The organism is Helicobacter ibis (assembly GCF_027859255.1).
GTDB classification, from domain to species: Bacteria; Campylobacterota; Campylobacteria; order Campylobacterales; family Helicobacteraceae; genus Helicobacter_D; species Helicobacter_D ibis.
Genome location: NZ_JAQHXR010000002.1, coordinates 48,143 through 72,644 on the forward strand (window position 1 = coordinate 48,143; position 24,502 = coordinate 72,644).

Below are 24,502 nucleotides of genomic sequence, written 5' to 3' on the forward strand. Positions count from 1 at the left end.
ATCATTCCTTTATCCATATGCATTTATCCTCCAAAGTTGGTCTATTAAGCAAAATCTCAAATGGCTTAAACTTCTCTTTATAGCCCATAGCATAGTGATTTTTTATCCAATAACCAGGATATAAATAAGGTATATTATATGATTTTGCAAATTGTATTTGCTTTAATATAGAATAAGTGCCTATTGAATACTTCTTGAAATCATGGTCATAATAACAATACACAGATGATATAGCATCAGGCAGTATATCAACTAACGCAACACCTATTAGCAAATCCTCAAAATAATAGTCAAACTCATAGCCAAACTCCTCATATCCAGCAACAAATGTATCATAATAATTATCAAGTGTGATTTGAGTGTAATTCCACTTTTTCTTACGATTCATATATCTGTGATATTTGTCATATAGCATTAGATGTTCTTGTGTTACATGAGGTCTATTTATTACAACCTTAATTGGATTTTTTAAGATTCTCTTATGCGATTTACTAAACTCAAAAGCTTGACAATCCTGTCTAATTGTTACACAGGCATTACAAGTAGAGCAAATAGGTACAAAGAAATAATGACCAAACCTTCGCCAACCTCTCTCAAGAAGTGTCATATAAAAGTCATTTGTGCATTGTTTGATATAGAAATATTTCATATTCGATTCTAAGCCTTCTAAGTAACTGCACTTAGATAGGCTATTTTCTAACTCAAAAACTTCCATGAACTCACTTCAAGCCCAAGAGCACATTCTTATCCTCCAAGGCTACATGCCCTTGAAACTCTTTTTTAGCAGTTGTAACTTTATGTAAATAATTTCTAGCTTCTTCATATTTCAATGAAGTTCTTAGCTTCTTATATACATCAGCAGAAGACATAGAATTTATTATCTCAACTGCCTTTTTTCTATCCTTGTGAAACACAGATAGCACATTCCCACTACCAGTATTATAAGCAGCTATAACACAATATTCTTGTGAGAGAGAATTATTTATTCCCTTTAAATACCTAGTAAATAAAATATTTAGATATGTCGAACCATATTGTATATTTGTCTTTGGGGTAAAGAGCATTTCTTTAGTTGGGATTCCATCTGTATTGTTTAATGCCTTATACACATCTCTACCAGCACTTCCGGGCACAACTTGCATAAGCCCATAAGCAGGTATATGACTTACGGCATATGGGTTAAAATGACTTTCTGTCTTTATAATCGCAAAAATCAAAGCTTGTTCTAGCTTATACTCTTTTGCAAATAAAGCAACAAACTCACCATACTTATGCTCACTTTGAATCTCTCTATCTTCAACCATATTAAATTGAACATAATGAGCCTTTTTTTGAACCCCATTTTGGGTAAATTCTTTTGTTTGCAACTTGTTATTTACAAGATAGTCAGCATATTTATTTGCCCTCCAAGGATAAAGCACAGAAACGCCATCATTATCCTTAACTAAGTCTGCTAGATATGGCTTACCAGAATATTCTATATCCTTATCAGAATACAAATCAACACCTTCTGGGTCTTCAGGAGTAAGAAGAGTTGTTACAATAGCTTTGTGCAATGATTGCTTTGGATTCTTCTCATCTAGTGTATATACTGAAATAACACCTTTGTTAAAATCAACTTCGGCACGAGAAAGATAAGAATCTGTATATTTAACATACACATCTTGCGAAGCAGTTGGAGTATTACTTCCCCATTTTTTTGACGCGTTTTGTGTAAGTTTTGTTACTGCTTCTTTAAATCTAATAGGAAGATTTTTAATATCTTCTTCTAGTTTTTGAGGATTTGTAGCATATGATACTGCTTTTTTTATAATTTGTTCTCTAGTTGGTGCTGCTTGTGGATTATAAATTACATCTCTATATCCAAGCAGACAACCACCTAAAAACAAACCGCCAGCTATACTAAATAAACAAAGTTTATAGAATCTCAAGCGTGCAACATCCCCTCTCTTATAGATTTAGAAACATCACTACCCTCAAGTATAGAAGCTAGATACAATCCAAATTCAAGTGCAGTAGCCGGTCCTTGTGAAGTAATAATATTTTTATCATGAATTACAGGCTTTATAGCAGTGTAGTTTTTAGCTTTGATATTCTCTTTAACACTAGGATAGCATGTAAATTGTAGCTCTCCTAGAATATCTAACTTATCCAAAAATAAAGGAGCAGCACAAATAGCAGATATTATTTTTCCTTTCTTGTGAATATTACTTACAATGCTACTAAGCTCATTAGATTCCATCATACCCATAACACCACCATATCCACCTGGCAAAACAACAGCATCAACAGAATCTACACTAACATTGCTTAACAATTTATCAGCCACTACCTTTACATTTCCTTGAGAAGTAACCTCCAAACTATTACTAATACTAACTAGAGCAACATTGCTACCTGCTCTACGCAAGACATCAACTACGGCTATACATTCTATCTCTTCAAAGCCATTAGCTAAAATAACCATTACATTTTTCATTATTTTACCTTATCTAAATACTCGCCTGTTTCTGTATTTACCCTAATTACATCACCTTCTAGCACATGATATGGCACTTGCACAACCGCACCTGTCTCAAGTGTAGCTGGTTTTTTACCTGCACTTGTTGTATCACCTTTGAAGTTTGGTGGAGTTTCTACTATCTTTAATTCAACACTTTGTGGCACACTAACAGTTATTGCCTTTCCATTATGAAAGAGGATTGACACTGCCATGCCATCTATCATCCACTTAGCAGAATCTGCTACTTGATCCTTACTTAGCCCAATTTGCTCATAGCTTTCATTATCCATAAATTGATAATAATCACCATCATGGTATAAGAACTGCATCGAACGCTCTTGCAAATTTGGCTCATCACATTTATCGCCAGCATGGAAAGTTTTTTCCAACACTCTACCATCCAAAAAAGACTTCATCTTAACTCTAACAAAAGCCGCACCTTTACCAGGCTTTACATGTTGATATTCTGTGATCCTGTATGGAATCCCTTCTAGCTCAACTTTTAAACCCTTTTTCAAATCTCCCATTGAATACGCCATTTATATCCTTTTATTAAATTTTTCCTGCACTGCCTAGAATCTCCATTCTCTCTGCAATAACTTCTTTCATAAAATCCTTTGCAGGAGTGAAGAATTTTCTTAAATCAAACTCGCTTGCATTCTCGTTTGCCACTTTTCTAACTTGCGACATAAAAGCAATTCTTAAATCAGTATCAGTATTAATTTTATTAATACCACCCCTTACTGCTTCTTTTAGAAAATCAAATGGAACACCCTTGCTGCCTTTTAAGTCTCCACCAGTGTTTAAAAATGCCTCCCTAACATTATCAGGAATCGCACTTGCACCATGAAGAACTAATGGAATCTTGGTTAATTTCTTAACTTCAATCAACCTCTCAAAGTCTAATTTTGGCTCACCTTTAAACTTAAAAGCCCCATGACTAGTGCCAATCGCAGGAGCTAGAAAATCAACATTAGACTCTCTTACAAACTCTTCTGCTTCTTTTGGATTTACAAGACATGCATCTTTTTCATCTACAGAGATATTATCTTCAATGCCCATTAGCCTACCAAGCTCTGCTTCTACGCTAACTCCAGCATTATGTGCTACTTCTACCACTCTTTTTGTCTCATGTAAATTTTCTGCAAATGGGTGATGAGAAGCATCAATCATTACAGAAGTAAATCCAGCACGAATCGCCTTTATACATGATTCAAAGCTCGTCCCATGATCTAGGTGCAATGCAACGGGAATATGCGGATAACGATTAGCTAGAATTTTAACCATTCCAACAGCCATATCAATACCCATATACTTAATAGCTCCCTCACTTGCTTGAACGATAATTGGAGAGCTTTTTTTATCTGCTGCTTCAAAGATAGTGCTTAGCATTTCATAATTTACAAAGTTAAATGCTCCAACGCCGTAATTTTCAATATTAGCTTTACTTAGAATCTCACTACCACTAACTAGCATATTCTTACTTTACTAACTCGATTTTTGCTTTAGATCTTAGTTCCTCACCCTCTTTTTTGGTATTTTCTTGGAACTTTTTTAGCTTTAAGTTTTGTTCAATTTGCTTTTCTACATCTTTTAGAGCTAAAGTAGAAGTAGCCTTCTTATCTTCAGCATAGATAATGTGATAGCCAAATTGTGTTTTAACAGGGCTTTGAGTGAAGCTTCCTTTTTTAAGCTTAAATGCAGCATCGGCAAATTCAGGCACAACCTGCCCCTTAGCTATCCAGCCTAGAGAACCACCATTTTGTGCTGAACCATCTTTTGACTTAGCTCTTGCTATTTCTGAAAATTTAGCTTCAACATTTTTTCCTGCTTTTTTTAATTCTGCAATTATATCCTTTGCTTCTTTTTCATTATTTACTAGGATATGCTTTGCTTTTACAGATTCTGGTTGGACAAATTTATCTTTATTGTCATTATAGAATTTCTTTATTTCTGCATTAGAAACTTTAGTTTTCTCAACCTCTTTTCTCATCCATATTTCAAGCATTAAATCTTCTTCTACACTAGCCATTGCTTCTTTGTATTCTTTAGAGTTTTGAATCTTATCTTTCTTAGCCTCATCAATTAGTAGTTTTCTTTCTATTGCTTGATTTATTACTTGTGTTTTCATCTCTTCTGGTAATTGCTCAAAAGAAACTCCCGGCATAGCTCTCATTAGTGCTGCTACATCTTTTTCTGTTATTTCATCTCCATTTACCTTAGCAAAAGTCTTTGCATTTGCAATCCCGCCTAGAAGTGCAACTGATAATACTGAACTTAAAACTGCTTTTTTCATGTGTTCTACCTCATTTAAAATTTTGCAAAATTTTACTTATTATTGTTTAATGTTTAATTAACAAAACCATTCTCATTACTCTTTTATTGGCAATAAAACAGAATTCAAAACACTTAGTGCTTCATATCTTATTATCTTTGCTTCCATACTTTGAAAATATAGCTCCATATTGCTAGGTGTTAATATATTAGTTTTATGTCTAATTGAATCTATATGCATGGAGTTTAAATCCATGTCATAATGTTCAGAATCTCTGTAGCTTTCAATATTATCTGCATAATCTAAATCATCAAACCCATAAACATATGCATTAGGATATTTACTAATCTCTACAATTAACCATTTATAAAACTCTCTATTTTTTACAAACGCATCTTTACTGTCTACTCTATAATGAAATTTAGAATAAGTAGGGATAATTAGATGAAACTTGGTTTGTGGATTCTGCTTAATATATTTGATGAGTGAATTATTAGCTAGGTTTTGTAGTTTTGTAAAATCATGTGTTGTATTTTTAGTTTCAAAAGGCTCTATTTTTATGTTTTTGAAATATTTTATAGCCTCTTGCCTATCGTATTTTAGCCAATTTTCAACTCCGCCAAACATATGCCTAAAATCACTATCTAGTCCCCATCTTGCAAGCTTAATAAATCTTCTTTGTCCACGCAATTTACACTAGTTTGCCATAGCATGACACATAATTTATATATATATTTTAAAATCATCTAAGTAATTTTCATCATAAAGAAATCTAAACTCATTTTTATATTTGGCATTTTCAAATGGATCTAGTGAGTAAATGATGCTTTTAGGATTCTTCACTCTAAATAGATAATCTAAAATTACCCCTCTTTCATCAAAAGTAGATGAAGGAGCAGATATATTAACCCAATTTCCACCTAGCTTTTCATTTGCTTCTAATGAATCTGTATTCTCCAGCATGAAAGTTACAACAATACATGAATCAAAGTCATAATTTTGAATAATCCCTCTAGCGCTTAAACACATATCAGTAAAAAATGTCTTATCTCTAAAATATGGCTTATGATAAATTTGCAAAGGATCATATAAATACATCACAAAACCCATAACTAATAACATAAACAAAGGAAAAACTATAGAGACAATAATAAAAATTCTTGCAAAATATTGTTTTATTTAAAAAAAAAAAAAACAAAGTTAGAAGTCTAAAGTTTTCTAAGAAAAATGTCGTATATTTGAATATAAATAGCAATAAAAGATTAAAACAAATACCAACTATTAGTCTATATTTTGCCCCCCCCCCGCAGAGAGTATGCTTTTATGTAAAAGGAAGTTTATAATTATTGAAAATAATAAAAGTGGTAAATATAAAAAATTCCAAAATCCATAGAAAAATAAACTACCACATAATAAAAATACTTTAGCATAGACAAAATTATAAAAACGCAATATATAAAAACCAATTAGCATAATTGGAAGAAATGCAAAGATAAATATGTATGAGCTAAAGAGCATGTAGATCCTATAATAAAAACTTGTAGCTATTTGTCATTAAGCCTAGCTTAATGACAAATAATATTAATAAGAAGAAGTTTTGCTATCTACTTCCTTATAATTATAAGGTTTTATGTTTTTGTCCAAATCTAGCAATTCTTTAGGAGCTGGACCATTGATTTCTTCATGTTTGTAGTATCTATCACCAGCTTTATTGCCATTTAGATCAATATTATACTTTATTTCTCCCGGATTTAATTTTTGAATATCTTCAAATCCTAAATTAGAAGTTTTAAAGTTTTTTATACCTTTTTCATTTGCGATTTCTACTAGCTTAATTTGCCCTTCTTTTGCCATTTCTACTGCTTGAAGTAGCATTCTGCTAGCTTCTCTAGGATTATGGAATCCAGTTGAGTTTTCAGCACCAACAAAATCTCCTCTCATTTGTCCCTTTCTATGTAATTCTAAAGGTTCTTTTAGAGTTTCTGATATTTTTTTATCATCCACTTTACCATTACTTTGATATTCTGGTAATTTTGCTAATTCCTCTCTTAGAATCTTAATATCATTAATAAGGCTAACCGTTGCATATTCTGCACTTCTTAAATCATAAGCAATTGATTTTTGAATATCTAAAATCTGTGCTTTTAAATAACTTTCGCTTTGAGTGTGACATGACTTACAAGCAGCATTTATATCTTGCAAAGGAGAAGTTATGTTGTGTTGCGTAACTTTTTTAGCACCCTTTCTTAAATATGGCATATGGCAATCAGCGCAACTAACACCATTTGCAGCATGGACACCACCACTATACAATTCAGATTCAGGATGTTGAATCTTTAGCATAGGTGCTTTTGTTATTTTATGCTCCCAATCTTTATCAAATATAGCTCTAACGCCCTCGTAATGGTCATCAAACATTTCGATTCTAAATGGTTTATTCTTCTCCCAAGCACTCCATGGAAACACAAGCTCTATACCATCAACTTCTATTTCGGTAGGCTTATTACCATCTCTCCATGAATCAAATTCATCATAAGTTTTTTGAGTTCCATTCCACCATTTTTTACTAGCGTCATTTGCTATAGATTCGCCCATTACTTTTACTTTCTCACCTGTTGGCTTGAAGTAGTATTCAACATGGCATTGAGAGCAAACTAAAGTTCTCATCTCTTCTCTACTAGCTTTTACACCAGTTACAGGATCTGGCTCATAACCTCTAAAATCAACCAAAGCATTAATAGCAGCTTGTCTAGTTAATCTTAATTGCATATCATTTGGATTATGACAATCAGCACATGTAACCCCCATTCTCTTTCCTCCATGAGGACCACTATGAGCAGGAGAACCTTCCTCTATCCCTTCTACTGCGGGGATATTTTTAATCATAGTCCAATATTTAGTAGAGTTAAAAGAAACCCACTTCTCTCTTGGAGTGTCTCCAATACCAACATTTTCCAAAAGCCATGGAGACCAACCACTATGACAATTCATACATGCTGTTGGTTGCCCGCCAAACCCAGCAAACCCATGAGCATTTAAAAAATCTTTATTGTTTCTAGCAGTATCCATTTGATCTACTTGCACCCAAAAATGCCCTCTTTCTTCATTGGCATCAATTGAGAATGGATAACCAGCCCAAAGAATCGTAAGTTGAGGATAGCGAATAAGCTTTGAATAAGCTAAATTACCACCAAACTCTGTAGAAATTGGTGTCTCATTTTCAACTGTTAGATACATATCTAAATAATCAGGAAAATTTTTTCCCCAATGATCAAAAGTAGGATTATCATCGCTCATCTCAACAAAGCCCTTAGAGGCAATACCTCCAACACTATCATTTTGCTTCTTTGTGATATCAGAATTAAGCCATAGCAACCCCGCCAAAACAATCACAGCAACAACTACCAAAATTGGTAACAATGGTGATTTTTTCTGCATAATACCTCCTAAAATTAAAATCCTCTTTTATGTCCAACACCAGCATGACATGACACACAACTTAATGCTTGATTTGCATGTGGATTCATAGTTGCATTAACTGAATTTGACGCCATATCCCCATGACATCTTATGCAGTTATCTTGAATCATGTCTTTTGATTTTTGTGTAGCACTTAAATGTGTAGGTAAGACATCAAGCTTAAAAGTAAAAGAATAAGCATGACCCAAACCACTCTCTGCCTTTGCAACCCATTTTTCTAAAAATTGATGTGGCAAATGACAATCATTACATGTAGCTCTAGGCTTACCTGCAATCTTTTGAGAGTGTGTCCCCCTAGACCAATCATTATATACATCATTCATAATATGGCAATTATTGCATGCTTCGCTATCGTTACTAAAGTAAGACATACCTTTTGCATTATAAAAAGTATAAAATCCAACCCCAATAATTAAACAAACTAAACACCCAAGAATAACTGCCATAAGTGAAAGAGACGCATTTTTTGATTTCACATTACGCTCCTTTATATAGCACTCTGCAAATTATGGAATTTGCGAGAGAAATTATACACAATTTAAATACAAAGGTAAATGATTGGTAAATGATTTTATTTTGATTTTGGAATATACATAAAATGTGGCAATCCCAAATGATATCTAATTGCAATCATTCTAATTGCAAACCCTACAAGCAAAGAGCCTATAATAATCAAATCTTCATTAAGAGGAAAATAGTTTTGGCTTATAAACTCTAAGACAACATACAAGCTACCTATTATAAGCGCAATACTTGCATATAGCTCCTTTTGAAAAACAAGCGGAATCCTAGCGCAAAAAATATCTCTTAAAATCCCACCAAACACGCCAGTAATAACCGCTCCAGCTACCGCCATAGAAGGACTTCCTAAAAATTCCATTCCAATTCTTGCACCTATAATACTAAAAACCGCCAACCCTAATGCATCAAGCACCAAGAAAGCTTTCTCAAATCTCTCTACAAGATATGGAATCTTTGTGGTTAATAATGCTGCTGTGCATACAATCAATAAATACTCTGGGTGCTTAACCCAAGTTAGAGGATAATGTCCAAATAAAACATCTCTTATAGAACCCCCACCAATAGCTGTAACACAAGCTATAAACATAACTCCAAACCAATCCATATTGTGCCTACCTGCCGCTAATGCTCCAGTCATTCCTTCAGCTGTTATACCTATAATATACAATGTTGTTAATAGCATTAATTACCAAACTCCCTATAAAAAACTCCCAAATCAATATCCTTAATAACTTTACTATTATATTTATACTCTAAAGCCTTAGCGCCTTCAACTAATTCTGGGCTCGAGATTCCATGTGCTATTGAAATTTTAGCTTCCAAAAAAGCACTTAAATGATCGCAATACTTTAAAAATTCACCAAAAATGGCATTAGATTCATCGTCGTTGAATTTTTGCAATATTTCATCTCCACTGCTGAATATTCTTACCTCTCCATTGGAATCTTTATATCTATTTGCAAACTCATCTTGTATAAAATAAACTATTGCCACTGCTATTTCTTTTGGGATTTTTGTAAGTATTTTTTCAGATACTAATTCATCTTCAATTTGTTTTATAAATTTATCTAAACCCTCTACACCACGCTTTATTGGAGAGATTATATCTCTAGTTAGAATCTCTGGTAAATCATGGAATAGACCACAAAAGAAATGGTTAATTTGCATAGTTCTACAGCACTTCAAATCATATCCTAGCAAAAACGCAACTAGTGCAACTACAAGCGTATGACCTAAAACAGAAGTAGCTGGGATTCGTGGAGTTTGACTCCATCTTTTTTGGAATCTTAACTGCCCAAACATTCCTATAACTTCCCTAATATTATGATACAACACCAAGTTTCTAATACCTGCTAGAGAATAAAAGCTCTCAACTTGACTATCTATTATTGATTTTATATTTTCTACATCATACATTTTTGGATTGAAGTTATAGATTATATCAAACTCCCATTTTGACGCATAATAATGCGAAGCTTTTAAAATCTCTTTTTCTATATTATTTATATTTCCATACAAATACTCTCTCATCTCATCAAAAAATGCAAAAGATGATAAATCGCTACTAAGCTCATTGCACACAAAATCAACAAGTTCTTTATTGTGCTTTTCAGATAATCTATGAAAGACAGGTGGCTTTATATCGGTTAGTATTATTCTCTCAAAGAATTCATAACAAAATTGCAAAATAAGCCTATGAAAATCAACTTCTTTTTTATGCTCAATAATTTCAAAATAAGCTAAAAAATAAGCTATTACAATTTTGTGTGCTTGTTTATCTAGCTCTATAAACTCAACTGGTGTTGCTTGGTCATTCCAGCGTCTAATATTTGCTGCAATAAATATTTTACGAAGTAGCGATAATGATAATGTTGGCCTTTTATTACTCATGTAAATCCATTTTTAGCGAAAATTATACAATATGTTAAAATAACAATTACTTTAAACTAAAGGATAGTAATGAAAAAAACATTGCTTTTAAGCTCAATATTTTCAATGTGCCTCTTTGCAGATATTATAGAGTTACATAATAGTCCATTTTGTGGTTGTTGCAAAGAATGGGAAAAATACATGGTAAATAAGGGTTATAAAGTAAATAGTGTGTATGATGATAATATTGCAAGCTTTAAAGAAAAGCATAATATAGCTCCAAAGTATCAAAGTTGTCATACAGGACTAATAGATGGTTATGTAGTTGAAGGACATGTGCCAGAAGATGCACTAAGATGGCTACTTGATAATAAGCCAAAAGGAATAATAGGAATCTCAACTCCTGGAATGCCAATAGGAAGTCCAGGTATGGAACAAGGAGATACTACTGAAGATTATCCAGTTGTATTACTAAAAGAAGACGGAACGCATGAACTATATGGAATCTACAATGGTCACAAACTAATTACAAAAGAAAAATAAGCTAGTTTCTAAACTTCTTAAAGACTTGTGCTATGTGGTATGGCTTATATAAATTTATAAGATATATTGCCACTATAGCTAAAGTCCCACCAAACAAGGTTAAAACACTAGGAATCTCACCCAATATAAAGTAACTACTAAGCAATGCAGTAAATGGCACTAAAAGAGGAAAAGTGGAAGCCTTAGTAGCTCCAACATATAAAATCCCCATATAATAAATGCTTGTGCCTATTGCAGTAGAAAGAATGGATACAACAAACATCATAACCCAAAACTGCACATCATAATCAAAAATAAAGAGCACATTATCTCTAAAAATAAAAATAGGAATATACAAAATACAACTAAATAGAGAGTTATAGAAATTTATAGCTATTGGGTGGATTCTCACCTTTTGACATATAATGCTTAAAATCGCCCAATCAATAGCACATATAACAAAGATAACATTAAATGCACTAAAAGCATGACTATTTGGCAAATCAAGCAAACAAATCCCAGCAATTATCCCAAGCATTAATCCTAGCATTTCATTAGTCTTTGGATTTCTATGGTTTTTTGATAGCATAAAAAATATTAAATAAGCAAACACTGGTGTAAGCGTAGTAACCAGCACTCCACCTCTACCAGCAGACCCTAAGTTTAATGCAAAAAAATACAAAATTGAATATAAACCATTGCATAAAGATGAAAGTAGCAATAGCTTAAAAGAGTGAGAATCTAATTTTAAATTTATACGCAAAATAACTACAATTGGTATTGAAGCAACAAATGCAAAAAAGAATCTCCAAAATGTAACAATATCTGCACTTGTATAGCTAGTTAGAATCTTGCTTGCAGGCCACGAACTACCCCAAAATATCATGGCTATAACCATAAGAGCTGCAAACCATAAGCCACTTTGCCTTTTAGATTCTAACTCCATTTTGTATTCCTAAAATACTATTGTTTTATTGTTATATACAAACACCCTTTCTTCTAATACCAAGTTAAGCGCTCTTGCTAAAACGACCTTTTCTACATCTCTGCCATGTCTTTGCATATCCTGCCACGACATTGTATGATTTACTTTTATAGTATCTTGCTCAATAATTGGACCCTCATCAAGCTCATTATTTACAAAGTGTGCCGTTGCACCGATTATCTTTACACCACGATTATATGCTTGTTTGTATGGATTAGCACCCACAAAGGCAGGTAAAAAGCTATGATGTATATTTATTATTTTTCCTTCAAATCTTTTGACAAAATTTGGGGTTAAAACACGCATATATTTAGCTAAAACAATGTAATTACAAGGATACTTTAGTATAGATTCAATAACTTTTAATTCATGTTCTTCTCTACTTATATTATCACTAGATATAAAGATATAAGGTATATTAAATTTCTCGCTTAAAGTTTCTAATATTTGGTGATTTGAAATAATTGCTTTTATATTACAATTTAGCTCCCCACTATCATATCTTATAAGCAAATCCCCCAAGCAGTGGTTTTCCTTTGTCCCTAAAATAACAATATCTTTCTTTACTTTATCTATTATTTCCACACAAGCATTATTACCGAGAATCAAAACTAGAGATTCTTTTAATTTATTTTTTGAATCCTCGCATAATCCACCCTCTAGTAAAGAACGCATAAAAAATAAATTACACTCTTTATCAACAAACTCATCATTTTGCAAAATATTAAGCTCAAACTCCAAGACTTTTGCTGTTATTTTTGATATTAAGCCCTTTTCATCTTTTGTAGTTATTTTTAATACATACTGCATCATTGTCCCTTCAACGCCCCAAAGATAGAATAAATACCCCTCTCTATACCTAATGATATATTCTCTCCTATTAGCTTTTCTAAATACAAATCAATTTTATCCTTCTTAAGCCATATAGCATTTTGTATATTTGCAAGTTTCATTAATGCAATTTCTGCATCATATATGCTACCAACGCTATCTACAAGCCTTAATTTTAATGCATTATTAGCACTAAATACTCTCCCTTGAGCAAAATATTTCTCATCACTCAAATTTAACCCTCTTGCAGTTGCCACTTCACTTACAAACATATAATACTGCTCATCTACTAGCCCTTTTAACATAGATTCCTCATCTTTCGTCCATGCTCTAGCAAATGTCCCTGCTTCTTTATATATACCTGCTTTTAGGCTTTGAGATTTTATACCTATTTTATTTAGCAGTTCTTCTACATTAGCACCATTTATAATAACCCCTATTGAACCAATCAAAGAACCTTTATTAGCAACTATATAACTAGCCCATATGCTTGATAGATAACTACCACTAGCCATAGAGCCTTGGGCATAAGCCACAACTGGTTTTTTGGCTGCTACTCTTTTAATTGCCTCACTTATCTCAACACTAGGTGCAATAGCACCCCCTGGAGAATCCACAACAAGCAAGATTCCTTTTATGTTTTCATTACTCTCTAAGAGTGCCAATTTTTCTAAAAAAGTATCACTTCGTAATATTGGTCCATTTAGATCTATTCTTGCCAAGTTAGCTACTTTAGAACTAGATTCGCCACTTGGAGCAAAAATTAAAAATAAAACCAACAGAAACACTAATGCTTTAAAATACTTCATAATAAAGTCCAAAGGTGCAAGCAAAATCCTAAAAAACTTCATTTAAATCCTTAATATAAAAAATGAAGTTATTATATCACTTAAAATAATTAAAAAATTAAATATTTTTATCATTAATTTATAATGTTATTTTTATAATTTGCGTTCCTTTTTGGACTTTTGGCACTTGGAGTATTTATGCAAGGTTCTTTTATAAAGATTTTAATACAAACATTACCCGTTTTAATGGGATATTTACCACTTGGAATGGCATTTGGAATCTTGTTTTCAACGCTAAATATAGAATGGTATTATGGGATTTTATGTTCTTTACTTATTTTCACAGGTGCTGGACAATTTTTACTTGTTTCTCTATTGGCGTTAAAAAGCGGTTACCTAGAAATTGCATTTGCTTCTTTTATGCTAAATATAAGGCATATTTTCTACTCTCTTGCAATACTAGATGATATAAAAGAGTTTGGAATTAAAAAATACTACATACTATTTGGTCTTACTGATGAGACATTTGCCACGCTAAAAACTAGCCATTTGCAAGATACACAATACAGCAAGGAAAATAGATTCTTCTTAATTACACTCCTAAACCACATGTATTGGATATTAGGTGGTGCATTAGGAATCTTTATGGGGCAAGGATTAGGATTCCAACCACAAGGTGTCGAGTTTGCCCTAACAGCACTCTTTAGTGTTCTAACTCTAGCACTCTTGCAAACTTCAGACAACAAAATCCCATTCTTTATAGGATTAGCTATTGGAATCTTTGGGTTAATAGTCTTCCCTAGTGAGCATTTTTTACTATTTAGCATGATTTTTGGAATCTTGCTTTTAATAATTGGCAAAAATTTCATAGAAAGAAAAAATATATGCACGAAATAACAAATGAGTTTTATTTGATTTTAGCAATTTTAGCAGCTTCATTTGGGACTATGCTTACTAGATTCTTGCCATTTTGGCTACTAAGAAATTACAATAACAACAAATGCCTAAAATACCTACAAAACACTATGCCACTTTTGATTATGACTTTACTGGTATTTTTTAGTATCAAAGATGTAAAATGGAACATAACTTATGGGATACCAGAATTAATAGGAATCTTTATATCAGTAATATTCTTTATTAGATTCAAAAACCCTATTTTAAGCATACTTGCAGGGATTGTTTTTTATATTTTAGCTACAAGGATTTTTTTATGATTAAAGTTTATGGAATTAAAACTTGCGGTAGTGTGAAAAAAGCGATTAACTACCTTGAAGAAAATGGTATTGAGTTTGAATTTATTGATTTTAAAAAGCAAAAGCCAAGCAAGGAAGAGCTAGAATCTTGGCTAAAATACATATCTTTAAAGGTATTATTAAATAATAAAGGCATGACTTATAAAAAGCTAGGACTATCAAAACTATCACTAAGTGATGAAGAAATTTTTAATTATTTACTACAAGAACCATTGCTTATAAAGCGACCTGTGATAGCTACAAAAGATTCAGTTATTGTTGGATTTGATGAAGAAATATATAAGAACACAAAATGGCATTAAAAATTATTCTATTTTCATTAGCGTTCTTGCTCTTTAGTGCTTGTAGCACTAAAGATATAACTCTTCCACCACAAGATATAAATCTTTACACGCAAGAATCTTTACTAATTAATACTAAGAATTTAAAAGATTCATACCTAGAGAGCTTCTTTGCACCATTTAAAATAAAAGAAAACACAAAAACAAAGCATATCGCTTGGGCGTTAGATATGGCATATAGCACACAAGGCTATGGAGAAAATCTCTTGCCACTCAAAAAAGAAGAAATACAACTGCTAGAATCTGAAGCAAACTACAATAACTTTCCAAACTCAAAGCTAAAATACGCCATAGTAGCACACTCGAGCAACCTAAGAGCACTGCCAACTAATAAGCCGTTTTTCAAAAATCCAAATAAAGCAGGAGAGGGATTCCCATTTGATTACTTCCAAAACTCATATATCTATGCAAATACTCCAATAATAATTAAACATTATTCACAAAGCAAAGCATGGGCATTTGTTGAAAGTGGCTTTGTAAGTGGCTGGATAGAGAGCAAAAATATAGCCTACCTAAATAAAGCACAACTAGAAAAATATAAAAATATAAAAAATTTCATAATTCCAAAAAATGACTATATAGAGCTTAAATCTAACGATAGATTCCTAGAATATGCAAGGGTTGGCATGATCTTGCCTGTGTATAAAAATAAAATATTGATATTTACTAGAGATGAAAATGGAAATGCAAAAGAAAAGCTAATAAAAATCAACAGAGATGAATTTTTAAACTTCCCTCTTAACTTTAGCGAACACAACTATGCACTAATTGCAAATAGCATTGTTGGCGAAAAATATGGCTGGGGGGGTATGTTTGGCAATAGAGATTGCTCTATGTTTTTAAGGGATACATTTAGTAACTTTGGAATCTATCTGCCAAGAAATTCACAAGCACAGATAAAAGCAGATACACAAGGAAGCAAATACTATCCACTAGATAAATTAAATCCACAAAAAAAACTAGATTTTATAAAGAAAAATGCAATTCCATTTGCAACACTACTGGGGCTTAAAGGTCATATCATGCTATATATAGGTGAGCATAATGGGGAAATGCTGGTCTTGCATGATGTTTGGGGACTAAAAATGATACAAAAAGAAACAAATAACACTAGTAAAGAGATGAGACACATAATAGGTAAAATAGCTATAACGCAAATAGATATAGGAAAAAATAATAGTAATATACCGCAAGATTCTTTATTTATAAATAGAATATATGGAATGCTAAACTTATTTGAAAATGGCAAAATACAAGAACATGAATGAACAAAATAAAATAATAGAATGCAAAAATGTTAATTTTTATTTAACTAAAGAGCATATTTTGTATAATGTGAATTGGACGATTAATAAAGGAGATTTTTGGGCTATCATAGGACCAAATGGTGGCGGTAAAAGCACTCTAGCAAAGCTATTGGTAAATCTTTTAAAACCAAGTAGTGGAGAGATAATAAGAGATTCAAAACTAAAAATAGGCTATGTCCCGCAAAATACTTTTTTTAATCGTCATTTTCCAGTTACAGCCAAAGAAGTTGTAATGATGGGATTTTTAGACAAGGAAAGCAGTTTAAATATGTTTAGTTACACCAAAACACAAAAAGACAAAGCTAATAAATATATAAAAGAGCTAGACCTAGAATCTCATGCAAACAAAAAAATAGGAGAACTATCAGGCGGTCTTAGACAAAGAGTATTAATAGCAAGAGCATTATGCAGCAAACCTGATATACTAATCTTAGATGAACCAACTTCAAGCATAGATAAAAAACACCAAAAGGACATATATGAGATACTTAAGCAAAACAATAAAGATAAGACAATAGTCATAATAAGCCATGATATATCTATATTATATGGCTATGCTAAAAATGCGTTATATGTAAATAAGGAAGTTACAATTCACAAACTTCCACAAATTAATCAAAATCAAAACGGCAAACATTTCTGCGAAATAGAAATGATGATGGGAGAACAATATGAATAACTCTTATGATGTAGCAATTATAGGTGGCGGAATCTCTGGTAGTGCTTTATTTTACACATTAACACATTACACTGATATAAAAAAGGTGGTACTGCTAGAAAAATATGATAGGCCAGCAACTTTAAGCTCAAGCGCTAATAATAACTCTCAAACGATTCACGCAGGTGATATAGAAACAAACTACACAAAAGAAAAAGCAAAAAAAGTAAGAAGAGCAGCAAAACTTATAGAAAATTACGCACTATTCCATAATTTACAAAATAAAAGTATTTTTGAATGCCAAAAAATGGCATTTGGAGTTGGCGACAAGGAAGTAGAATTTATAAAATCTAGACATAATGAATTTAGCGAGATATATCCTGAATTAGAATTATTTAACAAAGATACTCTAAGAGAGATAGAACCAAATATAATAAAGACTGAAAATGGTAGCAATAGAAGCGATAATGTAGTTGGCTCTGGTATAAAAAAGAGTTTTTGTGCTATGAACTTTTGCGTAACTGCAAATCATATGATAGAAACTAGTATTTTTAATGAACATAAAGCAATTTTTAACTTCAAAGTCAAAAACATAGTAGAACAAGGTGATGGCGGATATACATTACAAGCAGATGGGCACTCACCAATTAGCGCAAAATTTGTGCTTGTAAATGCAGGAGCACATTCTTTATTTTTGGCACACAATATGGGGTATGGCCTAGAACTTGGTTGTTTGCCTGTGTCTGGTAGCTTTTATTTTATACCTGGAAATAAGTTAAATGGTAAGGTATATACAGTTCAAAACCCAAAGCTCCCTTTTGCAGCAATACATGGAGATCCAGATATAGTCGCAAAGGATAAAACAAGACTTGGACCTACTGCACTAGCACTACCTAAGCTAGAAAGATTTAAGAGTGGAACTTTTTTAGATTTCTTAAAAATCTCTGGTATTGCAAGTGGAACTCTGAATATTATGTTTGATCTACTATCAGATTCAGAGATTAGAAGCTATATTTTTAGAAATTTCTTATATGAAATTCCAAGTATTGGCAAAAAATATTTCCTACAAGAAGCCAAAAAAATAATACCTTCAATAAGACTAGAAGATCTATCATATGCAAGTGGTTTTGGAGGCATAAGACCTCAAGTGTTAGACAAAAAAGAAAAGAAACTAATACTTGGAGAAAAAAAGATTAAAAGCAACAAAGGAATAACCTTTAACATGACGCCAAGTCCAGGTGCAACTAGCTGTCTAAAAAATGCACTAGTAGATATGATGGAGATAACAGAATATCTAGGTGCTAAAATAAATATGGAAAAAGTAAATAAAGAATTAAAAGAGGATAGCTTGGAGTGGCTTATTGATTGATCTTTTAAGTTATAGCTTTATACATAATGCAATAATTGGCTCTTTTTTTACAAGCGTAATTTGCGGAATCATAGGCACTCTTGTAGTGGCCAATAGAATTGTATTTCTAGCTGGTGGAATAGCACATAGTGTATATGGTGGAGTTGGGATTTCTGTGTTTTTTGGATTACCAATTTTGCTTGGTTCTACACTCTTTAGCGTTATATGTGCATTAATCTTATCTTATATGCTATTAAGATCCAAAGAAAGGATAGATTCAATAATTGGCTCTCTATGGGCTTTTGGCATGGCATTGGGGATTATACTAGTAGAGCTAACGCCTGGATATAGCAAAGATTTTATGAGTTTTCTTTTTGGTAGCATTTTAAGCATTGGTTTGCATGATATTTACTATATGTCCAGCTTTAGCGTATGCTTGGTGCTATTTATATTTTTGTTCTATAAAGCAATAATAGCCGTTATGTATGATAGTGATTTTGCTTATTTAAGAGGTATAAATACAAATCTTTTTAGCACTATTTTGATGGTTTTAATCGCTTTGGGAATTGTGCTTAGTATGCAATCAGTTGGAATTATACTAATAGTAGCCTTACTTAGCATACCTGCATATATTTCAGAGCTATTTTGCAAGAATCTTTATACAATGATGTTACTATCAAGTGTTATTTCATTTATATCCTCAATACTTGGTATTGTTCTTGCGTACTTTTATAATCTACAAGCAGGTTCTAGCATTGTTCTAGTTTTAAGTATAATATCAGCAATAATGTTCTTATCTAAATATGTTTATAGTAAATTAATACAAAGGGTATGAATGAAGGAACTAGTAGAATCGCTTTTAAAATACACAAAAATTAATCCAGAGACAATATCTATTGATGTTTTTAATTTAATACTTTTGCAAAACAAAACTCAAATATTAGAATGGATAACCTCTGATACATTTAAAAAAACATATAAAAACAATAAATATGCTCCAATGTTCAATCCAGACACTTTTAACTATCTAAATGTATCACCAGAGTTAGCATGGACATTAAATATGCCACTACCTCCATACTTCAACTTCTATATGATAGCCTCACACGCTACTGGAAATAATGCTATGTGGGATGCCCTAAAAGTGGCGGGGGGGGGGGCAGAAATAATCTCTTCTCAAAGTGGGCAAGCATTTGAACAATACTCTTATCTCTATCAAACAATCTTAAAATATAATAATAAATACAAATTTACATATATATCACTAAATAATTTTGTTGTTAATGATGAAAATGCAGATAAATTATATGCTCTAATGCCATATAAAGACGCATTCTGTCTCTTTAGAGATCCTATATCTTTGCTTTCTTCATGTATTAATATACAACTAAACAACCCAAATATACCAAGAGATATAAACTTAACTTACAATATAGACGAAATTATAAAGAATGCTGTTGCATATGGCTGTGGATACAACTTTAATAAATTTCCAAATTTAGATTTAATCCCTTTTTATGTCGCATTTAGATATATGCATTTTAATACCACAAACTTTTTAGAAAAATTAATAAATTTAGATATGAGCAATATGCTATTTATTGATACTAGCGAGATAGTAGGAGAAGGTATTATTGAAGTTTTAAAAAGATTATCTAGTAAATTTAATTTTCCACTAGATAGCCAAGCTTTAGAGTTAAATAAAGATAGGCTTACAAATCAAAAGACAAAATACCTATCCTTGATTGGCTTTAATTTACACATAAATGATATTGACATACATAAGAAAATAAACTGCATGGACAATGAAACGATTAACCATAAAGATAGTATTATAATTTCTATACAAAATGATTTACACCAAAAAGAATGCAACATTACAGAAATGTTTTTTAAAAAAGAAACAATAAAAGGCATCACAATAAGCACTACTTATGAGCACTATAAAAAGTTTATACAAAATCAACAAATAATAAAAGTAGCACATGGTTTCTTACATAAATTCATAAACCTAATACTAGAACAACAAAAAATAGAAGATAGTAAAAAAGTGGATTTAGACACCATAATAGATTATTTATTAGAGAATAAAACGACACTTGAATACTTTTTAAGCACTATAGAACACTATAAAAAACCACTACTTAAAAACAATAGGAAAGATATTATAGAAAAATGGAAACATTATGCAAAACTTTTAGAAAAAGCAAAGTAGAATCCTAAATTTAGGAGAAGATATGGAATATATAGAAAACATCGCAAAAAGAGCAATAAAAATTGCAATTATCTCATGTGTAATTACTACAATTTTTGCATTTATAAGTTTATGGATTATGCTAAATCAAATAACCGCCACTGCAAATCTAGTAAAAGAACACAGAGAATTACAAAAAAAAGTAGAGCTATTAGAGCAAAATCAAAAAGTGGAATAAAAAATGCTTTAACACCATTTAAACCATAAATAAGGAGTTTAAATGGTATCTTCTATAAACCAATTTAATACAGGGAATGTATATCAAACTACACAACCAAAAGAAGCAACACAAGTAGCACAACTAGAATCTAATAGCGAAAACTCTCCAGTTGAGATTCAAGAATTGCCAAATGTATCAAATCAAACTTTAGAGATTCGTAAATTCACAGATGGTATCAAAGGTGCCAATGAAATGATAGGTGCAATGCAGATAGCAGATATAACGATAAATGCCATAAGCAATCAACTAAAAAGTGGTACAACAAATGTAAGTGCTCTAGATTCAACGGCAAAAGCAGCACAATTTAAAAATGAGCCATTGTTTGGTAAAGAGCTAAATTTACAATTAGCAGGAGAGAACATATCTGTTAGCCTACCTCTTCCTAGTCAGCTTGGTGAATTCCTGCCAAACAAACTAAGCGAAAAACATGATGAAATAATAGAAAAGATGACTGCAATTAGCGGACTAATAGAAAAAGCCAGTCTTCCTATTTCTAATAATAGCGGAAATTACGACTTTGAAAACTTTGATGCCAATACATTTAAAGATTTATTTAAATAAATAGAATCTAAAGATTCTATTTATTTCTAAATTTCATATCTATTATAGAATGGAAATCAATTTCTATATTTTGAAATTTAGATATAACATCTTTTGGCAAATATCTTTCTTTAAAATACTCGATAATGCTACCTTTCGGATATGTATGATTTTTAGGCAATCCATTTCTCTCCCACATGGCATTCCACATATGGAGACAGTAAGCATTGCTAAAATCTACTATAGCATATGGAGAAATAAATTTTTCGATACAAAACCAATCAATTTCACAAAATACATTTGGACCAGCTACATGACTTTGTAGATTGTTTAAATTTATAAACTCGCTCAAAAAAACAGGACCAATAACACCCCATGGTATTTTGTCTATTTTTGTATTTCTATTCGAAAAATAAGAATCTATTTTATTTTTAGCAATAAAATTTATACTATTCATTACTTCACTATCTTTATTTGACTTTATCACACAAGTGGCAGCTTGAATTCCACTAGAATAAAGTTTCCTTTCACTAGCAAAAACAATATTATCTCTAATAACACTAAAATCTCTAAGGCATATGGTATCCATATCAACCCACCAACCACCAAACTTACACAATAATGAATATCTAAAATAATCGCTAAATGCTGCTATCCCGCCACCAGCACCAGTATCAAAAAACATTTCTCTTTTATTTATAATTTCATTAGCATCTCTTATTTCAAATAATTTAGAATTATCCACATAGCTTATGCAGTCTCGCAAAAATAGCATATAAGGATCTTTTGGATTGTAAGTATATAAGATAAATTTATTATTATTTGCTATATAGGAGGCTATACATAAAACTTCATTTATGCTAACTCTATCTACACTTCCTGTTTTATCATACCAAAAGCTATAAACAAAGGCATCACTATTACACATAAATAATACCTTTATATTTATTGTGCCTTTCTATGATATATATATATATATATATATGGTCATACTACTTCCTTTCTTCTAGCTTTGAAGCAAGAAGTTTATCAAGCACTTCTACAACTCCATCGGATGCAATCTCACCACTTTTAAATGCAGACATAATATCAGCACAAGATTTTTCATTCTCAATACCATTTGCTCTAAATATATCTAACGCATTATTGAAGTTATCATGCACACCAGCATGAACTTGTTCTAATGAAGCATAATCAGGCAATTTACTAAAAAATTGCTTACCTGCACCTTCTTCATACCACTTTCCAAGCCTACACTCATGATGATTTGCAAGTTTTATTTCTCTATTATCATCTATGATAGCTTTATAACCATTCATTTTAAACAATAAGTGATCTAATTTTACAAGTCCTATAAATGTAGTATCAAGCACATTTTCAGAATCTTTTCTAACATTCATTGATGTTTGAGCAACTTCAGAGAATCTAGCAACCTCTCCATTTACATTTTCCATTTCATCTACTATATCTTCTGTTGTGCTTTGAACTTCAGAGAAATTTTGTCTTAAAACTTGAATATTCATTTCTATTTCTTTTGTAGCCTTTTGAGCTCTCTCTGCTAATTTTCTTACTTCATCTGCTACTACTGCAAATCCTCTACCATGTTCTCCTGCTCTTGCAGCTTCAATAGCTGCATTAAGTGCTAGTAGATTTGTTTGATCGCTTACATCTGTAATTAAATTTATCACATTGCTAATCGAATCTAAATCTTGATATACTTGAGTGATCATAGCCTGAAAACCAACTAGTTTCTCGCTTACTCCAGATATAGTCTCACTTATATTTGTTTCTAGTGTTCTTGTTTGTTCGTAATTTTTCAAAGAATCATGCTCTGCATGTTTTAACATATCAACTGATACAGAAAAATTATCTTGTAATATTTTAAGATTCTTAGCACATGAAGAAATAATCATATTTAGCATCTCACCACATAATTTATTCTTATTTGCCTCACTAAAACAACCAAAACTATCTAATTGTTGTTGCAATTCTTCATTTTTTGTATTGTAAGTTCTTAAATTATTTTCTAAAGATTCTACTTTTTGTCTTAATAGTTTGTTTTCTTGCAATAACTCTTCTTCTCTTTTACTGTTACCAAACATCAGTCTCTCCTCATTTATATTTTCACAGATTTTACAATAAAAATTTTAGTATTGTAAAATACACTGATACAATATCCAATTTCTTAGTCCAATCTTCTAATTATTTCCTCTTTAGCAAACCTTGTCTTTTTGGTTATATCACAAATTTTAGCCTTACCTACCACCAATATTATTGATGATCTCTCTTTAGTTACATCAAGCTTTAAATAACTATCCAACAAATCATTATCAAATCCACCTATAATACAAGAATCTAAACCAATAGCCTTTGTTGCATTTGCCAAATTCCCCAATGCCAAAAATGTCTGTTCTCTTGCATATGCGTATTTTTGGTTAATATCCATAGAATCTATAAAGGGCTTATATACTTTTATTCTTTTATCTAATTCTTCTTGCGACATATTTCTTTTTTGTAACTTTTCTACAAAGTATTCGCCAAAGTCGAGTCTAGCAACAAGTATAATAATTGCTCCACAAGCACCTACATGATTTTGATTTTTTGCAATTTTACATATTTCTTGTTTTCTTTCTTTGTTGGTTGTCACATAGAATCTCCAAGGCTCTAACCCCAATGAACTAGGAGATAATCTACCTGCTTCTAAAATATAATCTAATTGTTCTTTTGGGATACTTTCATCGCCAAACTCTCTACAAGCATATCTTTGCTCAATTATTTTTTTAAATGTATCCTCCATTATACC

30 protein-coding genes and 1 pseudogene are annotated in these 24,502 nt (G+C 31.6%); 11 read left to right on the top strand and 20 right to left on the bottom strand.

Features of this window, described 5'->3' with window-relative positions:
• Position 1 precedes the first annotated feature (1 nt).
• The 13 genes from PF021_RS03550 to PF021_RS03610 all read right to left on the bottom strand — a co-directional run bounded on the left by PF021_RS03550 (position 2) and on the right by PF021_RS03610 (position 10,670).
• Entirely contained in the window at positions 2-715 is a 714-nt protein-coding gene (locus tag PF021_RS03550) for an arginyltransferase (RefSeq protein WP_271021046.1), read from the bottom strand.
• 4 nt (positions 716-719) lie between these two features.
• Entirely contained in the window at positions 720-1,931 is a 1,212-nt protein-coding gene (locus PF021_RS03555; RefSeq protein WP_271021047.1) for a murein transglycosylase domain-containing protein, read from the bottom strand.
• Positions 1,928-2,479 carry a DJ-1 family glyoxalase III gene (locus PF021_RS03560; RefSeq protein WP_271021048.1) on the bottom strand — a complete coding sequence of 184 codons (552 nt, stop codon included), beginning with the start codon at positions 2,477-2,479 and terminating at the stop codon, positions 1,928-1,930. Before PF021_RS03560 ends, PF021_RS03555 begins: the two co-directional genes overlap by 4 nt.
• Positions 2,479-3,042, bottom strand: coding sequence for an elongation factor P (efp, locus tag PF021_RS03565; protein ID WP_271021049.1), 564 nt, complete (start codon positions 3,040-3,042; stop codon positions 2,479-2,481). Before efp ends, PF021_RS03560 begins: the two co-directional genes overlap by 1 nt.
• A gap of 13 nt (positions 3,043-3,055) precedes the next feature.
• Entirely contained in the window at positions 3,056-3,979 is a 924-nt protein-coding gene (locus PF021_RS03570; RefSeq protein ID WP_271021050.1) for a class II fructose-bisphosphate aldolase, read from the bottom strand.
• Between the two features lie 4 nt (positions 3,980-3,983).
• Positions 3,984-4,799 (bottom strand): peptidylprolyl isomerase, encoded by an 816-nt coding sequence (locus PF021_RS03575; protein ID WP_271021051.1) that lies wholly within the window; start codon positions 4,797-4,799, stop codon positions 3,984-3,986.
• 75 nt (positions 4,800-4,874) lie between these two features.
• A complete protein-coding gene (locus tag PF021_RS03580) occupies positions 4,875-5,468 on the bottom strand; it encodes a hypothetical protein (protein ID WP_271021052.1) in 594 nt (197 codons plus the stop codon).
• 33 nt (positions 5,469-5,501) lie between these two features.
• Positions 5,502-5,876, bottom strand: coding sequence for a hypothetical protein (locus PF021_RS03585; protein ID WP_271021053.1), 375 nt, complete (start codon positions 5,874-5,876; stop codon positions 5,502-5,504).
• Positions 5,877-6,059: 183 nt separating this feature from the next.
• Positions 6,060-6,296, bottom strand: a complete 237-nt coding sequence (locus PF021_RS03590) for a hypothetical protein (RefSeq protein ID WP_271020863.1) — start codon at positions 6,294-6,296, stop codon at positions 6,060-6,062.
• A 63-nt stretch (positions 6,297-6,359) separates the two neighbouring features.
• Positions 6,360-8,216 carry an ammonia-forming cytochrome c nitrite reductase subunit c552 gene (locus PF021_RS03595; protein WP_271021054.1) on the bottom strand — a complete coding sequence of 619 codons (1,857 nt, stop codon included), beginning with the start codon at positions 8,214-8,216 and terminating at the stop codon, positions 6,360-6,362.
• A 14-nt stretch (positions 8,217-8,230) separates the two neighbouring features.
• Positions 8,231-8,704 (bottom strand): cytochrome c nitrite reductase small subunit, encoded by a 474-nt coding sequence (gene nrfH, locus PF021_RS03600; RefSeq protein ID WP_271021480.1) that lies wholly within the window; start codon positions 8,702-8,704, stop codon positions 8,231-8,233.
• Positions 8,705-8,829: 125 nt separating this feature from the next.
• Positions 8,830-9,462, bottom strand: coding sequence for a trimeric intracellular cation channel family protein (locus tag PF021_RS03605; RefSeq protein WP_271021055.1), 633 nt, complete (start codon positions 9,460-9,462; stop codon positions 8,830-8,832).
• Positions 9,462-10,670, bottom strand: coding sequence for an HD domain-containing protein (locus PF021_RS03610; RefSeq protein ID WP_271021056.1), 1,209 nt, complete (start codon positions 10,668-10,670; stop codon positions 9,462-9,464). The genes PF021_RS03605 and PF021_RS03610 overlap by 1 nt, the downstream gene beginning before the upstream one ends.
• 69 nt (positions 10,671-10,739) lie before the next feature.
• On the opposite strand from PF021_RS03610, the gene PF021_RS03615 reads away from it, so the two are divergent.
• Complete coding sequence (locus PF021_RS03615; protein ID WP_271021057.1) at positions 10,740-11,192, top strand: DUF411 domain-containing protein; 453 nt, start codon at positions 10,740-10,742, stop codon at positions 11,190-11,192.
• 1 nt (position 11,193) lies between these two features.
• On the opposite strand, the gene PF021_RS03620 is transcribed toward PF021_RS03615, so the two are convergent.
• The 3 genes from PF021_RS03620 to sppA are packed head-to-tail and all read right to left on the bottom strand — an operon-like array spanning position 11,194 to position 13,838.
• Positions 11,194-12,117 (bottom strand): DMT family transporter, encoded by a 924-nt coding sequence (locus PF021_RS03620; protein ID WP_271021058.1) that lies wholly within the window; start codon positions 12,115-12,117, stop codon positions 11,194-11,196.
• A 9-nt stretch (positions 12,118-12,126) separates the two neighbouring features.
• On the bottom strand, positions 12,127-12,966 hold the full coding sequence (gene purU / locus PF021_RS03625) for a formyltetrahydrofolate deformylase (protein ID WP_271021059.1): 840 nt from the start codon (positions 12,964-12,966) through the stop codon (positions 12,127-12,129).
• Complete coding sequence (gene sppA / locus PF021_RS03630; RefSeq protein ID WP_271021060.1) at positions 12,966-13,838, bottom strand: signal peptide peptidase SppA; 873 nt, start codon at positions 13,836-13,838, stop codon at positions 12,966-12,968. Before sppA ends, purU begins: the two co-directional genes overlap by 1 nt.
• Positions 13,839-13,973: 135 nt before the next feature.
• On the opposite strand from sppA, the gene PF021_RS03635 reads away from it, so the two are divergent.
• From PF021_RS03635 to PF021_RS03680, 10 genes are read left to right on the top strand one after another with little or no spacing between them, the layout of a single operon-like run.
• A complete protein-coding gene (locus tag PF021_RS03635) occupies positions 13,974-14,672 on the top strand; it encodes an AzlC family ABC transporter permease (RefSeq protein ID WP_271021061.1) in 699 nt (232 codons plus the stop codon).
• Entirely contained in the window at positions 14,660-14,992 is a 333-nt protein-coding gene (locus PF021_RS03640; RefSeq protein ID WP_271021062.1) for a branched-chain amino acid transporter permease, read from the top strand. The genes PF021_RS03635 and PF021_RS03640 overlap by 13 nt, the downstream gene beginning before the upstream one ends.
• Positions 14,989-15,333 (top strand): arsenate reductase family protein, encoded by a 345-nt coding sequence (locus PF021_RS03645; protein ID WP_271021063.1) that lies wholly within the window; start codon positions 14,989-14,991, stop codon positions 15,331-15,333. The genes PF021_RS03640 and PF021_RS03645 overlap by 4 nt, the downstream gene beginning before the upstream one ends.
• Complete coding sequence (locus PF021_RS03650) at positions 15,324-16,640, top strand: SH3 domain-containing C40 family peptidase (RefSeq protein WP_271021064.1); 1,317 nt, start codon at positions 15,324-15,326, stop codon at positions 16,638-16,640. Before PF021_RS03645 ends, PF021_RS03650 begins: the two co-directional genes overlap by 10 nt.
• Positions 16,633-17,358, top strand: coding sequence for a metal ABC transporter ATP-binding protein (locus PF021_RS03655; protein WP_271021065.1), 726 nt, complete (start codon positions 16,633-16,635; stop codon positions 17,356-17,358). Before PF021_RS03650 ends, PF021_RS03655 begins: the two co-directional genes overlap by 8 nt.
• Positions 17,351-18,706 carry an FAD-dependent oxidoreductase gene (locus tag PF021_RS03660; protein ID WP_271021066.1) on the top strand — a complete coding sequence of 452 codons (1,356 nt, stop codon included), beginning with the start codon at positions 17,351-17,353 and terminating at the stop codon, positions 18,704-18,706. The genes PF021_RS03655 and PF021_RS03660 overlap by 8 nt, the downstream gene beginning before the upstream one ends.
• Positions 18,699-19,520, top strand: coding sequence for a metal ABC transporter permease (locus tag PF021_RS03665; RefSeq protein ID WP_271021067.1), 822 nt, complete (start codon positions 18,699-18,701; stop codon positions 19,518-19,520). Before PF021_RS03660 ends, PF021_RS03665 begins: the two co-directional genes overlap by 8 nt.
• Complete coding sequence (locus PF021_RS03670; protein ID WP_271021068.1) at positions 19,521-20,900, top strand: DUF2972 domain-containing protein; 1,380 nt, start codon at positions 19,521-19,523, stop codon at positions 20,898-20,900. It abuts the gene before it with no gap.
• A gap of 22 nt (positions 20,901-20,922) precedes the next feature.
• Positions 20,923-21,117, top strand: a complete 195-nt coding sequence (locus PF021_RS03675; protein ID WP_271021069.1) for a DUF5408 family protein — start codon at positions 20,923-20,925, stop codon at positions 21,115-21,117.
• A 42-nt stretch (positions 21,118-21,159) separates the two neighbouring features.
• Positions 21,160-21,720, top strand: a complete 561-nt coding sequence (locus PF021_RS03680; RefSeq protein ID WP_271021070.1) for a hypothetical protein — start codon at positions 21,160-21,162, stop codon at positions 21,718-21,720.
• Positions 21,721-21,736: 16 nt separating this feature from the next.
• Here the strand turns inward: PF021_RS03680 and PF021_RS03685 are convergent, their stop codons facing one another.
• The 4 genes and pseudogenes from PF021_RS03685 to PF021_RS03695 form a co-directional block, all read right to left on the bottom strand.
• Positions 21,737-22,627 carry a glycosyltransferase gene (locus tag PF021_RS03685; protein ID WP_271021071.1) on the bottom strand — a complete coding sequence of 297 codons (891 nt, stop codon included), beginning with the start codon at positions 22,625-22,627 and terminating at the stop codon, positions 21,737-21,739.
• Positions 22,628-22,691: 64 nt separating this feature from the next.
• On the bottom strand, positions 22,692-23,153 hold the full coding sequence (locus PF021_RS08610; RefSeq protein WP_407081411.1) for a CZB domain-containing protein: 462 nt from the start codon (positions 23,151-23,153) through the stop codon (positions 22,692-22,694).
• Positions 23,154-23,174: 21 nt separating this feature from the next.
• Positions 23,175-23,801: pseudogene (locus PF021_RS08615) on the bottom strand (methyl-accepting chemotaxis protein); the annotation flags it as partial.
• An 83-nt stretch (positions 23,802-23,884) separates the two neighbouring features.
• On the bottom strand, positions 23,885-24,496 hold the full coding sequence (locus PF021_RS03695) for a nitroreductase family protein (protein WP_271021073.1): 612 nt from the start codon (positions 24,494-24,496) through the stop codon (positions 23,885-23,887).
• Positions 24,497-24,502 lie beyond the last annotated feature (6 nt).